The following is a 12220-nucleotide window of genomic DNA, read 5'->3' as shown; positions in this document are numbered from 1 at the left end:
CAAATTGCTCCGCTAGTTCGCTAACGCTAGAGTCCAAATTCACTATCTTTGACAGACTTTTGAATTTCGAATATTGGAATTTGGAGTTTAAGAATTGGAATTTATTACCTATTTTCATGAAAAAAATACATTCACTTTTTGCACTAATCACGCTTTTTATGTTGAGTGGTTGTGGTATTTATAATTTTACTGGAACAGGCAATATTGATGCCAAAACCTTTCAGGTTAATTTTTTCCAAAACAATGCTGATTTGGTTGAACCAGGAATTGATAGAACTTTTACATTAGCATTACAAGACATTCTACAAAGTCAAACGAATTTGAATTTGGTTAAAAATGGAGCCGACTTGACTTACGAGGGTGAAATCACCGATTACCATATTAGCCCCATGACAGCCACTGCCGACCAACAAGCTGCCCAAAACCGTTTAAAAATTAGAGTTAATGTACGTTTTACCAATAAGAACAAAGAATCAGACGATTTTGAAAAACCATTTGAATTCTATTATGACTATCCTGCAACTACACAATTGCAAGGCGCAGTATTAAATACAGCCTTAAAAGAAATTTTTGAACGTATTACTCAAGATATCTTTAATGCATCATTAGCCAAATGGTAATACAAATTGATTCGGTTATTTGTTCATTCCCAAACGATTTAACAAATAACCAAATAACCAAATAAAATTTATGAATATAACCGATTATACCTATTTACTCAACAAACCCAATACGATTACCGAAAAGCAAACTCTTGCTTTAGAAAAGGTATTGGAGGAGTTTCCGTATTTTCAAAGTGCCCGCGCTTTACGTTTAAAAGGTTTATATAACGAAAATAGTTTTAAGTATAATTCGGCATTAAAAGTAACAGCAGCACATACCACCGACAGAACGGTATTGTTTGATTTCATAAGTTCGGAAGAATTTAATGCCATTCAAAAAGAATTATTCGAGAAAAAAGCGAACGAATTACTTTCTATTAACGTAATTGACAGTATCGAAATCGTTCCGCCATCATTCAACACGGTTAATCAGGATATTGAAATAGAAACCAAGTCGCCAGACACTATTGAATACAACGAAACAAGTAGTACTCCAGAAGAAAAATTAGAATTAGGTAGACCTTTAGAATTTTCTAAAAACGAAACCCATTCGTTTCAAGAGTGGCTGCAACTTTCCAGAATACAACCAATAGTTAGAGAGCCTGAAACCAATAATAATTCAGCAACTCCAAAAAACGAGGATGTTTCGAAGAAGAAAAAAGAAGCAATTATTGATAAATTTATTCAGAGCAATCCCAAGATTCCAGCTATCAAACCTGGAACTCCTTCTAACTTTACTTTAGACATCAACAAAGACGATACTACTTCGCTAATGACTGAAACTTTAGCCAAGGTATATTTAGAACAAAAAAAATATCAAAAAGCAATTCAAGCTTATGAAATATTAATTTTGAAATATCCAGAAAAAAGTAGTTTCTTTGCAGACCGCATAGCGGATATTAAGATTTTACAACAAAATAATAATTAAGTAATAATGAGCACATTTTCAATTTTTTTAGTTTTAATAACTATAGTTTGTTTCCTACTGATTGTAGTAATCATGGTTCAAAACCCTAAAGGAGGAGGTTTATCATCTTCAATAGGTGGATCACAAATGTTAGGTGGAGTACAAAAAACTACTGACTTTTTAGATAAAAGTACATGGACTTTAGCTATCGTATTAATCGCTTTGATTCTATTATCTAGCTTAAGTTTTACTGGAAATTTAGGAGACAGTGAATCTAAAATTATTGAAAACACTGAAGCTGCAGCACCTGCAACACAAACTGCACCTGCAACTCCGGCGACACCAGTTACGCCAAATTCAGCAAAATAATTACTATCTAAATAGAACAAAAATGCCAGCCTGTCAAAGCTGGCATTTTTTTTAAGAAAAAATGGCAGAAAAAATCGACTGGCATAATTTCTGAATATAGAGAAGCAAAATTTAATTTAATCAATAAAAAAATAAAAAATCATGACATTAAACATTAAACCACTTTCAGACCGAGTTCTGATTGAACCAGTTGCAGCCGAAACTAAGACAGCGTCAGGGATTTTTATTCCAGATACTGCCAAAGAAAAACCACAAAAAGGAACCGTTGTAGCCGTTGGAAATGGCACAAAAGATCATGAAATGACCGTTAAAGTAGGTGACACTGTACTTTACGGTAAATATGCTGGAACCGAATTAAAATTAGAGGGGAAAGACTATTTGATTATGAGAGAAGACGATATTCTTGCAATAATCTAAAATTAAAATTAAGTATTAAGAATTGAGTACAAAGTATTAAAATTTTTAAAGTAATAAACAAAAATGGCAAAAGATATAAAATTCGATATTGAAGCACGCGACGGATTAAAACGTGGAGTTGACGCATTAGCTAATGCAGTAAAAGTAACTTTAGGACCTAAAGGTCGTAATGTAATCATTGGAAAAACATTTGGTGGACCAACCGTTACTAAAGATGGTGTTTCTGTTGCAAAAGAAGTTGAATTGAAAGACCCATTAGAAAATATGGGAGCTCAAATGGTTAAAGAAGTAGCTTCTAAAACTAATGATTTAGCGGGTGACGGAACAACAACTGCAACTGTTTTAGCACAAGCTATTGTAAAAGAAGGTTTGAAAAACGTGGCTGCAGGAGCAAATCCAATGGACTTAAAACGTGGTATCGATAAAGCAGTTGACGCTATCGTAACTGATCTTGCTAAACAATCTCAAGTAGTAGGTAGTGATTCAGACAAAATCAAACAAATCGCTTCAATTTCTGCTAACAATGACGAAGTGATTGGTGAATTGATTGCTACTGCTTTCGCAAAAGTAGGCAAAGAAGGTGTTATCACTGTTGAAGAAGCTAAAGGAACTGACACATTTGTTGATGTTGTTGAAGGAATGCAATTTGACAGAGGATACCTTTCTCCATATTTCGTTACTAATTCAGAAAAAATGGAAGTGGAATTAGACAGCCCTTACATTTTATTATACGATAAAAAAGTTTCTTCATTAAAAGAATTATTACCAGTTCTTGAGCCAGTTGCTCAATCAGGAAAACCATTATTGATTATCGCTGAAGATGTAGACGGTGAAGCACTTTCTACTTTAGTGGTAAACAAATTACGTGGAGCATTAAAAATTGCTGCTGTAAAAGCACCTGGATTTGGAGACAGAAGAAAAGCAATGCTTGAAGATATTGCTATCTTAACAGGTGGAACTGTAATCTCTGAAGAAAGAGGATACACTCTTGAAAACACTACTATCGAAATGTTAGGAAATGCTAAGAGAGTAGCTATTGATAAAGATAATACAACTATCGTAAGTGGTTCTGGTGATGCAGAAATGATCAAAAACCGTGTGAACCAAATCAAAGGTCAAATGGAAGTAACTACTTCTGACTACGATAAAGAAAAATTACAAGAGCGTTTAGCTAAATTAGCTGGTGGAGTTGCTGTACTTTATGTAGGAGCTGCTTCTGAAGTGGAAATGAAAGAGAAAAAAGACCGTGTGGATGATGCTTTACACGCAACTCGTGCTGCTGTTGAAGAAGGTATTGTTGCTGGTGGTGGTGTAGCATTATTAAGAGCTAAATCAGTATTAAGTTCTCTTGTTGCTGACAACGCTGACGAAGCTACAGGAATCCAAATCGTTTCTCGTGCTGTTGAAGCTCCATTAAGAACTATCGTTGAAAATGCTGGTCTTGAAGGTTCAGTAGTAGTTGCAAAAGTAGCTGAAGGACAAGGTGACTTTGGATACAACGCTAAAACTAACGAATACGTTGATATGCTAAAAGCAGGTATTATCGATCCTAAGAAAGTAACTCGTGTAGCATTAGAAAATGCAGCATCAGTTTCAGGAATGATTTTAACTACTGAATGTGCTTTAATCGACGTTAAAGAAGAAAATGCTGGTGGCGGAATGCCAATGGGTGGCGGCATGCCAGGAATGATGTAATATCTTCCATTAAGATAAACAAAAAACCGTCTCATTTACGAGACGGTTTTTTTATACACTTAGTTTTAAAAGTACTATTTTATTCTTCGTTTTTTGAATGCTTTGTTTTCTTTGTCAATTTAAGTATAACCGGGGAAAGTGTAACAAACACTAATCCAATAACAATTATCTCAATGTGTTCTTTTAAATCAATTTGATAATTGTTTAACAAAAAGCCATACAAATAATGTCCTGCAAAAATTAAAGTAAATGACCAAAGAAATGAACTCAATACATTATAAAACATAAACTTTTTTCTGTCCATAGTAACAATTCCAGCTACAATGGGTGCGAAAGTTCTAAAAATTGGTAGAAATCGCGCAAAAATAATCGCTCTTCCTCCATGCCTTTCGAAGAAATCTTTTGATTGAATTAAGTATTGTTTTTTAAACCAAAAACTATCTTGACGATTGTACAAATAATAACCACTCTTAGCACCAAACCAGTAACCTACGATATTTCCTAAAATACCTGCAACAGCCACTAATGTAGAAAGCAAAGTGACATTAATAAAATCGCTATCAATGAATACAATATTTTCGATTAGTTCTCGATTGTAAATACCTGCCAAGAACAACAAACTATCGCCAGGTAAAAAGAAACCAGCAAACAATCCTGTTTCGGCAAAAACAATAAACAATACTATATAGATACCCATTTTAACCCCATTTATATCAAAATGGATGTAAAAAAGCGGGTCAATTAAATTTTTCCAATCAAAGTTATTCATTATTCTAATTTTAGGCGATACTATTTGTGCGTGAAAGTAACAATAATTTACCTCAACCACAATTTATTAAATTGGTTTTAAAGTTTTATTAACGAAAAAAAAGACACTCAAAAATAGAATCCTAAAAACTACTCAAGGATTACTCCTTTCTATCGTATTTACAACAAGAATGTAAATTCTCATAATCATCCTTTGTTGCTTTTACGTCATCCGTATCATGACCTACTTTAGCGATTGCTTTTTTCAAATCAAGCGGATTACACTTCTCTTCATTCATAATAACCGACAATTGATGTGTACCAATATTCCAATCTGCTGTTTTTACTCCTGGGACAGCATAAGCGGCTTTTTCAATTCTTTTTTTACACAACTCACAACTACCATTAACTTCAGTTGTATATTTTAAATTTTTATTTTTTTTCACTTGGGCTTGTGTCGACAATCCAATGATTAGAAATGCAATAGTGATAATAATATTTTTCATCTTTCTCTTTTTTAAATTATTTAATTTTAAATCGTAATCCAGCATAATACATTTGTCCAAAAACTGGCGCATATAACATAGAAGCATCAAAATTAGTTCCAAAAGGATCATCATTTCCTAATACTGCTTTCATTTGTTTGTAATTACCAATATTTTCCCCTCCCACATAAACTTCAAATGTATCTGAAAAAACACGAGTAAGCTGCGCATTCATTAAAGCATAACTTGGTGAGAAATTAGGCAATCGATCCGCTTCTGGATTGGTTGCCGTTGTAGGCAATTGTTGTTGACCAATCCAATTCAATGTATAATCCATTTTCCATTGCTTTCCTTTTTCCGTAATTGGTGTTTCGTACTCTAAATTACTAAAAAAACGATGTTTTGCTTGAAAAGGTCTTTGAAAATTTCCAGACAAATACTGCGTCTTTGTATCATAAAACTTATACGCTGTTCTTAAATTTAAATTACGAATCAACTCATAGTTAAATTCTAATTGTAAACTGTTAGCATAAGATTTCCCATCTAAATTATAAAACAAAACTTCTTGTGGACCTTGCATAACATCAACAATGGCTTGATTAGAAAAATCAGTTCGATAAACATCTAGGACAACTTCGGCATTTCTATTCAACAATTCGAATTTCTGAGAAAAACTCACCCCATAATTCCAAGCTATTTCTGGATTCAAACCATAAATTTTGCCTGAAGTATCTAAAAATGAAAACCTTCTTGAACTAGCAAATAATTGTTGATTTTCGGCAAAAACATTTGCTGACCGTTTTCCTCTACCAGCCGAAAAACGAAACACTCCTTTCTCCCAAGGATTGAAACGCGCATGCAATCTTGGCGTAAAGAAAGCTCCTAATCGATTATGATTATCAACTCTACCTCCTAAAATCAAACTAAAATTATCTAAGTTATCATAAGTGTATTCAAAGAATGCTCCCACCGAATTATCAATTCGACTATAATCGTTGGCATTTACAAATTCTTGATAATTATCGTACGTAAAGTTCAAACCTGTAGCAAACTTATTCATCGTGTTACCAATGATAGAATTAAAAATTAAATTCGAATAATAACTATTTTGCTTGATATTATATAAGTTCAATCCATAATACGATTCTTGATTATGACTATTAAAAGCATTTTGAAAACCGATACTTTGAAAAGGCATTTCTGGAAAAACATAACCAATCTTAGTAGAAACATCAAAACGTTCTGTATTCACTTCTGAACCCCAATAATTAGTAGTTCCTTTGTCTCTATCTTTATCAAAAGCAACTTCTCCACCTTGCTTTTTATCGTTCATGTATCTAAAATTAATAAAACTAACCAAGCCTTTTTCAGCGTTATTATACTGATAACGGTTCATTATATTAATTTGATTCCCCAAAGGTCCATCTAAAAAACCGTCATTATTCATGTCGTTTTTAGTCACTCTAGCATTTCCGTGTAACAACAAGCTTGTTGCCCACTTATCTGAAAGTTGTTTCGTAAGATGCGTATTCAATTCAAAACGGGAATCAGTAGACCCATAAAGATTAAGAAAAAAAGGAATATCGTTAACAGGCTTTAGAAGTTCGGCATTAATTTGCCCCGAAATACTTTCAAAACCATTTACAACACTACCAGCGCCTTTAGTCACTTGAATACTTTCGACCCAAGTTCCAGGAGTAAAAGACAAGCCATAAGCCTGAGAAGCCCCTCTTACAGAAGGAATATTTTCCTCTGTTATCATCAAATAAGGACTTGTTAAACCTAACATTTTTATTTGTTTGGTTCCTGTTATTGCATCCGAAAAATTGACATCGATTGACGGATTTGTTTCAAAACTTTCGGCCAAATTACAACAAGCTGCTTTAAGCAGTTCTTTACTGGTAATCAATGAAGTATTTGAAGTTACGGTATACGATTTTTGAATTCCTTTTTTCTTTTTTACCAATTTTACTTCCTTCAAATCTTCTTGTGAAAATGAGGTAAGGCTTAGTAAAAAAAGTACCAAAGACATGATATTTTTTTGCATAAAAAAATGATTTAAAATGTTGAAATAAAACTATTTGAGAAAAAATCACAAATAGAGGTTGTAATCGTTTAAAAACGATTGGCTATCAAACATTTAAATCAGGCGTAAAAAAGAAATTGATGGTATAATTTAAACAATGGCGGTGCATTTGCATCGCATTGATAGGAAATAGTAGAATTGTTTTTAAAATTCGAAACAGTATTAAAAACAAAACTAGGATTTTCGGTAATAATTAAAGGAGCATCTACTTGAAAAAAGAATGTCTTTACAGTAGCATTATCAGATTTTTTTTGAAAATGAACAAGCTTATTTGAGCAACAGGAAAGCGTTTTTTTCTTAATTGAACAACATTTTTTTGAATGTTCAACTGTAGAATACGCAGATTTTATAGTAACATCTGCTATCTTGTTACCACAGTAATGCACCTCAAATGCTAAACCTACATTGGAAACCAATAGTAGGAAAGCCAAAAACATACCGATGCATTTTCTTAATTTCATGATGCAAAAGTAAAAAAATAAAACGGACTAAAAAATCAAAAGAATGTTAATACCTAAAATTCAAACTCCTGCCCCATTAACGGAATTGAACATTTAAATCCGTATTGTTCTGTCATCTTAATTCGTAATTCGTCTGCAGCGTTTGATTCACCATGAACTAAAAATACTTTTTGAGGTCTGTTTTTCAATTCCGATAGCCAATCCAATAAATCAGCTTGATCCCCATGAGCAGAAAACCCTTTTATTTCAACAATTTTAGCTCTCACTTTATAATATTCGCCAAAAATCTTAATAGACTTCGCTCCTTCAATTAATTTTCTACCTCGGGTTCCTTCTGCCTGATAACCTACTATTAAAATTGTTGTTTCAGCTATTCCTACATAATTTTCTAAATAACTTAAAACTCTACCTCCTGTAATCATTCCGCTTGCTGCAATAACTACCATTGGTCCTTTATGATTAATCGCTGCTAAAGTTTCTTCATAATCAGAATTAATCACAAACATTTTACTCATTTCCCGACAATCGTCAAGACTTAGTTTATGCCAATTGGTATTATTAAAAAAAACTTCAAAAGCCCCCACTCCCATTGGCGAATCAACAATAAAAGGAATATCAGGCAACCTTCCTTCTTTTTTCAATTCCCAAAGTAAAAACATAATACTTTGAGCCCTTTCTACAGCAAAACTTGGAATAATGACCGTCCCTCCTTTTTTGTACGTTTCTTTGATATGAGTGACTAATTCTAATTTTGGGTCGTTATCTGGATGCAATCGATCACCATAGGTGCTTTCTAGAAAAACCAAATCAGCCTTTTGGGGCTTTACAGGTGGATGCAATAAAACATCATTATTGCGTCCGATATCTCCCGAAAACACTAGCGTTTTCCCTTCTGCCTGAACACTGATACTACAGGCCCCTATGATATGTCCTGCCAAAAAATAAGTAGCTTCTATTCCTCCTCCCAAATTCAAAATCGTATTAGGTGCAACAACAGTGAGTAATGGAAATACTTTTTTAGCCTGATCCACAGTATACAATGGTTCGGCGATTTCATATTTTGAAGAATTTTTCTGATTGGCTTTCAAAGCATCTTCTTCTTGAATTTTGGCACTATCTATTAAAATTAATTTGGTGATTTCTAAGGTGGGAGCTGTACAATAAATTTTACCCGTAAATCCTTGTTCAACTAATCTGGGCAACCAACCACAATGATCTAAATGTCCATGAGTTAATAAAACGAAGTCAATTGTTGATGCCAAAACTGGAATGGGTGCCCAATTCAATTCGCGCAAAGGTTTAATTCCTTGAAACAATCCACAATCGACTAAAAAACGAACTTCATCAGTTTCAACTAAAGTTTTAGAACCTGTTACAGTCCCAGCGGCTCCTATAAATTTAATTTTCATAATGCGATTTTTTCATTAATAACATTTACACAAATCAGCAACTTCTTTCAACACATTGTTAATTCTCCCAGAACTAATTCCTATTTCTTTTAAATCCACTTTATTGCCTATCAATTCCTTGACAAGGATAATATCTAGTAACAATAATTTTTCTTTTTCTGACTTGGTCAAAGTCGTTAAACAAGTCACCGGATACAAACAATCGTGATTATTTTTAGCTTTCAAATTTTGTTTTTCGGGATAATCCCAGCTTAGCAAATTAATTCCTGAACATTCAGCAAAAGCAATCGCATCGGCCGTAAAGCGAGTATTAGTTACAATCCAACAATTAGAAATTTTTTCTTTAGCTGAAAATAATGTAAAATCTTTATGCCTTAAATCATTAAATCGAGAAAAAACATATAAGGGCACTTTCACATCAGAAGCTGCTTCTCTACCTCCATGAAATTTACATTCTACCATCGAAACTACATTGTTCTTTTTTATCAAAACATCCACCTCATGCATCACACAATTCCCTTGTAAGACTACATTGGTCTTCGCTTCATACTTTTCCGCTTCAAAAAGTCTGGCGATATATTTTTCAAAATAAAATCCTTCTGGACCTAGCATTTCTATTGCAGCTCTAAGATTGTACCGCGCAGCATGTGAATTAGTATGTTTTTTTAAAAGAGCAAATGCTTTCTTGTAAATGTTTTTTGTAGAAATACCATCGTAAATCTCATGACTAATTTCTTTCATGATGGATTCAGCTGTAAACACATCTGCACCTGATTTCAAAAGAGAACTTGTAAGTTTATCCGGATTAAAATTGACAACTGCACCTGAATGCTTAACTATTTTCATATCGCTATAATTTCTTATTAACCAATCCAATAACTTACTTAAAGTTACACAAATAAATTAAGAATTTCGCTTTTGAAAATAAAATGCAGGAATAAAAAGTAAAACAAAAATAGGCTGAATCAGAAACCTACGAACATAAAAAAGCAGTAAATTATTTTCAGAACCATAAATATGAATAACTAAAAACATTGTTATCAGTAACAAAACGAAGGCTATTGAATATAAAAGAACCGAAAACCGAATCATCATACTATCCTTGAAAATAACATAAATTAATCCTAATGAAATTCCCGTATTCAAACTATATCGAAACAATAAATTTAGAATTAACTTAAAAGTATCAAACTCGGGCAATGGTAAATTATTAAAATCGCTTTTAAAATAGTCCAAGAACGGATCATAAAACAGTATATTTTCATAAAATCGTACCAAAACAAAACAAAGCAATAAGCTGAAAGCAACAAACAACCTTACTACTATTGGGAAATATTTATTTTGCATACAAAGAAAATTTATTGACCCAAACTACCCACAAAACAAAAACTACCCCATAAATAAAAAGAGGAAAAACAACATCATGCAAAATAGTTTTATATTGAGGCAACCAATACAAAGCAGAACACAATAATGCAATTCGAACCACATTTAGAGCATAAATAAAAATACTTCCTCCTAAAACATACAACAAAGTTGGTTTTAATTTACCCGAAAAAGCAACAATAAATGAAACAAATAAGATAATTACACTTACAGAATTACACCCTTCAATCATTTTAGCAACCACTAATTGATTGTATTCCAATAAAATTAAAGCTTTTTTAGGAGTATTTAGAACCAAAAAATCAACTTGAAAAAACCGAAGTAATTGTTCGGTATTATGAGCTACAAAACGAGTAATAACATCTACCGAATCGACATCATAACTAGACAAATAGGCTTGATAAACCAATGTTAAAACCAGATAAGTCAAGAAAAACTTGGTCAAAAAAATCAAAAAGGGACGATATAGAATGAGGTATTTTTTCAAGTTTATGATTTTTATCAAAATTATAACTTTTTCAAATGCTATTTTGAAATACTTTTGTCATAATCAAAAACTAAAAAATGGATTTTTCAAAACTACATCCTAATGTAATTTCAATTATTGAAAACAAAACGCTTAAAAGAGACGAAAAACTTTTAGCTATTTGTGAATTATTAAATCAAAATGTACCCTATTATAACTGGGTAGGGTTCTATTTTGCCAATCATGAAACACAAACACTACATTTAGGTTCTTACGTAGGCGCACCAACTGACCATACGGTTATCCCTTTTGGAAAAGGCATTTGCGGTCAAGTTGCAGTTTCTAACAATAACTTTGTTGTTCCGGATGTCTCAGCACAGGACAATTACATCGCCTGTAGTTTTACCGTAAAATCAGAAATTGTGGTTCCTTTATTTGTAAACGGAATAAACATAGGACAAATCGACATTGACAGCCATGAAATAGATCCTTTTACATCAGAAGATGAACGTTTCTTAGAATTTGTAAATCAACAAGTAGCCCAATTATTTTAAAAAGTTAAATTAACAACAGCAAATATTGCCGATTCAAAATAAAGTATTACTTTTGCTGCCGTCTTACAATAAATGTACGACATACATAAAAATCATTTAAATAATATTAGCATGTATTTAACTAAAGAAGGAAAAGCGGAAATTTTCGCTCAACACGGAGGAAAAGCAGAAAACACTGGTTCTGCAGAAGGACAAATCGCTTTGTTCTCTTTCAGAATCAACCACTTGACTGAGCACTTAAAAAGAAATCGTCATGATTACAACACTGAGCGTTCACTAGTGAAATTAGTAGGTAAAAGAAGATCTTTACTTGACTACTTGAAAAAGAAAGATATCAACAGATATCGTGAAATCATCAAAGTATTGGGTATCAGAAAATAATCAATACAAAAAAGAGGTGCGCAAGTACCTCTTTTTGTTTTTTAAAATATTTCAGTAATTCTACATTCAGAATTATTTTAAAACCATTAAAAAATTAAGAAAGTTAAGATTTAAAAAACTTAATGAAACTAAATTCCTTAATGGTAAATAAAAAACCTTAATCGTTTATTTAATATTTTTAAGGTTCAAACAATAAAAAAAAGTTTGGTTTTTCATTGGACACAACAACTACAACAACACAACTATCGTCCGTAG

15 protein-coding genes are annotated in these 12220 nt (G+C 32.5%); 7 read left to right on the top strand and 8 right to left on the bottom strand.

The window, feature by feature from the left end; genetic code table 11:
• Window positions 1-116 precede the first annotated feature (116 nt).
• From ACFPTQ_RS05810 to groL, 5 genes are all read left to right on the top strand, one after another.
• On the top strand, window positions 117-620 hold the full coding sequence (locus tag ACFPTQ_RS05810; protein ID WP_379775018.1) for an LptE family protein: 504 nt from the start codon (window positions 117-119) through the stop codon (window positions 618-620).
• 70 nt (window positions 621-690) lie between these two features.
• Window positions 691-1530 (top strand): tetratricopeptide repeat protein, encoded by an 840-nt coding sequence (locus ACFPTQ_RS05805; RefSeq protein ID WP_379775015.1) that lies wholly within the window; start codon window positions 691-693, stop codon window positions 1528-1530.
• A 6-nt stretch (window positions 1531-1536) separates the two neighbouring features.
• Window positions 1537-1878 (top strand): preprotein translocase subunit SecG, encoded by a 342-nt coding sequence (secG, locus tag ACFPTQ_RS05800; RefSeq protein WP_379775012.1) that lies wholly within the window; start codon window positions 1537-1539, stop codon window positions 1876-1878.
• A 141-nt stretch (window positions 1879-2019) separates the two neighbouring features.
• Window positions 2020-2295, top strand: a complete 276-nt coding sequence (locus ACFPTQ_RS05795) for a co-chaperone GroES (RefSeq protein WP_066326736.1) — start codon at window positions 2020-2022, stop codon at window positions 2293-2295.
• A 63-nt stretch (window positions 2296-2358) separates the two neighbouring features.
• On the top strand, window positions 2359-3990 hold the full coding sequence (groL, locus tag ACFPTQ_RS05790) for a chaperonin GroEL (protein ID WP_379775009.1): 1632 nt from the start codon (window positions 2359-2361) through the stop codon (window positions 3988-3990).
• Window positions 3991-4069: 79 nt separating this feature from the next.
• On the opposite strand, the gene ACFPTQ_RS05785 is transcribed toward groL, so the two are convergent.
• The 8 genes from ACFPTQ_RS05785 to xrtF form a co-directional block, all read right to left on the bottom strand.
• Window positions 4070-4759, bottom strand: coding sequence for a DedA family protein (locus tag ACFPTQ_RS05785; protein ID WP_379775006.1), 690 nt, complete (start codon window positions 4757-4759; stop codon window positions 4070-4072).
• 139 nt (window positions 4760-4898) lie between these two features.
• Window positions 4899-5243 (bottom strand): heavy-metal-associated domain-containing protein, encoded by a 345-nt coding sequence (locus ACFPTQ_RS05780; protein ID WP_379775003.1) that lies wholly within the window; start codon window positions 5241-5243, stop codon window positions 4899-4901.
• Between the two features lie 16 nt (window positions 5244-5259).
• Window positions 5260-7269, bottom strand: coding sequence for a TonB-dependent receptor plug domain-containing protein (locus tag ACFPTQ_RS05775; RefSeq protein ID WP_379775000.1), 2010 nt, complete (start codon window positions 7267-7269; stop codon window positions 5260-5262).
• Window positions 7270-7367: 98 nt separating this feature from the next.
• Window positions 7368-7769 carry an HYC_CC_PP family protein gene (locus tag ACFPTQ_RS05770; RefSeq protein WP_379774997.1) on the bottom strand — a complete coding sequence of 134 codons (402 nt, stop codon included), beginning with the start codon at window positions 7767-7769 and terminating at the stop codon, window positions 7368-7370.
• 53 nt (window positions 7770-7822) lie between these two features.
• A complete protein-coding gene (locus ACFPTQ_RS05765; RefSeq protein ID WP_379774994.1) occupies window positions 7823-9178 on the bottom strand; it encodes an MBL fold metallo-hydrolase RNA specificity domain-containing protein in 1356 nt (451 codons plus the stop codon).
• A gap of 15 nt (window positions 9179-9193) precedes the next feature.
• On the bottom strand, window positions 9194-10024 hold the full coding sequence (locus ACFPTQ_RS05760) for a restriction endonuclease (RefSeq protein WP_379774992.1): 831 nt from the start codon (window positions 10022-10024) through the stop codon (window positions 9194-9196).
• A gap of 57 nt (window positions 10025-10081) precedes the next feature.
• The gene (locus tag ACFPTQ_RS05755; RefSeq protein ID WP_379774990.1) at window positions 10082-10525 is read right to left on the bottom strand and encodes an exosortase F system-associated membrane protein; all 444 of its coding nucleotides are present in this window, start codon (window positions 10523-10525) and stop codon (window positions 10082-10084) included.
• Complete coding sequence (gene xrtF / locus ACFPTQ_RS05750; protein WP_379774987.1) at window positions 10515-11051, bottom strand: exosortase family protein XrtF; 537 nt, start codon at window positions 11049-11051, stop codon at window positions 10515-10517. The genes ACFPTQ_RS05755 and xrtF overlap by 11 nt, the downstream gene beginning before the upstream one ends.
• Window positions 11052-11128: 77 nt before the next feature.
• On the opposite strand from xrtF, the gene ACFPTQ_RS05745 reads away from it, so the two are divergent.
• Together ACFPTQ_RS05745 and rpsO are read left to right on the top strand one after the other, a co-directional pair.
• The gene (locus ACFPTQ_RS05745; protein ID WP_379774984.1) at window positions 11129-11584 is read left to right on the top strand and encodes a GAF domain-containing protein; all 456 of its coding nucleotides are present in this window, start codon (window positions 11129-11131) and stop codon (window positions 11582-11584) included.
• A 111-nt stretch (window positions 11585-11695) separates the two neighbouring features.
• Window positions 11696-11965: a 30S ribosomal protein S15 gene (gene rpsO / locus ACFPTQ_RS05740; RefSeq protein ID WP_026712305.1), complete on the top strand. Its 270-nt coding sequence runs from the start codon at window positions 11696-11698 to the stop codon at window positions 11963-11965.
• The last annotated feature ends 255 nt before the right edge of the window (window positions 11966-12220 follow it).

The organism is Flavobacterium sp. GCM10022190 (genome assembly GCF_042656445.1).
Taxonomy (GTDB): domain Bacteria; phylum Bacteroidota; class Bacteroidia; order Flavobacteriales; family Flavobacteriaceae; genus Flavobacterium; species Flavobacterium nitratireducens.
Note: the sequence above shows the minus strand (reverse complement) of the source record. Positions and strands in the feature narration are given on the sequence as shown.

Bases quoted from the DNA above. Each gene is read 5' to 3' on its own strand.
- ACFPTQ_RS05810 (WP_379775018.1), top strand. From the start codon at position 117: ATGAAAAAAATACATTCACTTTTTGCACTAATCACGCTTTTTATGTTG.
- ACFPTQ_RS05805 (WP_379775015.1), top strand. From the start codon at position 691: ATGAATATAACCGATTATACCTATTTACTCAACAAACCCAATACGATT.
- secG (WP_379775012.1), top strand. From the start codon at position 1,537: ATGAGCACATTTTCAATTTTTTTAGTTTTAATAACTATAGTTTGTTTC.
- ACFPTQ_RS05795 (WP_066326736.1), top strand. From the start codon at position 2,020: ATGACATTAAACATTAAACCACTTTCAGACCGAGTTCTGATTGAACCA.
- groL (WP_379775009.1), top strand. From the start codon at position 2,359: ATGGCAAAAGATATAAAATTCGATATTGAAGCACGCGACGGATTAAAA.
- ACFPTQ_RS05785 (WP_379775006.1), bottom strand. From the start codon at position 4,759: ATGAATAACTTTGATTGGAAAAATTTAATTGACCCGCTTTTTTACATC.
- ACFPTQ_RS05780 (WP_379775003.1), bottom strand. From the start codon at position 5,243: ATGAAAAATATTATTATCACTATTGCATTTCTAATCATTGGATTGTCG.
- ACFPTQ_RS05775 (WP_379775000.1), bottom strand. From the start codon at position 7,269: ATGCAAAAAAATATCATGTCTTTGGTACTTTTTTTACTAAGCCTTACC.
- ACFPTQ_RS05770 (WP_379774997.1), bottom strand. From the start codon at position 7,769: ATGAAATTAAGAAAATGCATCGGTATGTTTTTGGCTTTCCTACTATTG.
- ACFPTQ_RS05765 (WP_379774994.1), bottom strand. From the start codon at position 9,178: ATGAAAATTAAATTTATAGGAGCCGCTGGGACTGTAACAGGTTCTAAA.
- ACFPTQ_RS05760 (WP_379774992.1), bottom strand. From the start codon at position 10,024: ATGAAAATAGTTAAGCATTCAGGTGCAGTTGTCAATTTTAATCCGGAT.
- ACFPTQ_RS05755 (WP_379774990.1), bottom strand. From the start codon at position 10,525: ATGCAAAATAAATATTTCCCAATAGTAGTAAGGTTGTTTGTTGCTTTC.
- ACFPTQ_RS05745 (WP_379774984.1), top strand. From the start codon at position 11,129: ATGGATTTTTCAAAACTACATCCTAATGTAATTTCAATTATTGAAAAC.
- rpsO (WP_026712305.1), top strand. From the start codon at position 11,696: ATGTATTTAACTAAAGAAGGAAAAGCGGAAATTTTCGCTCAACACGGA.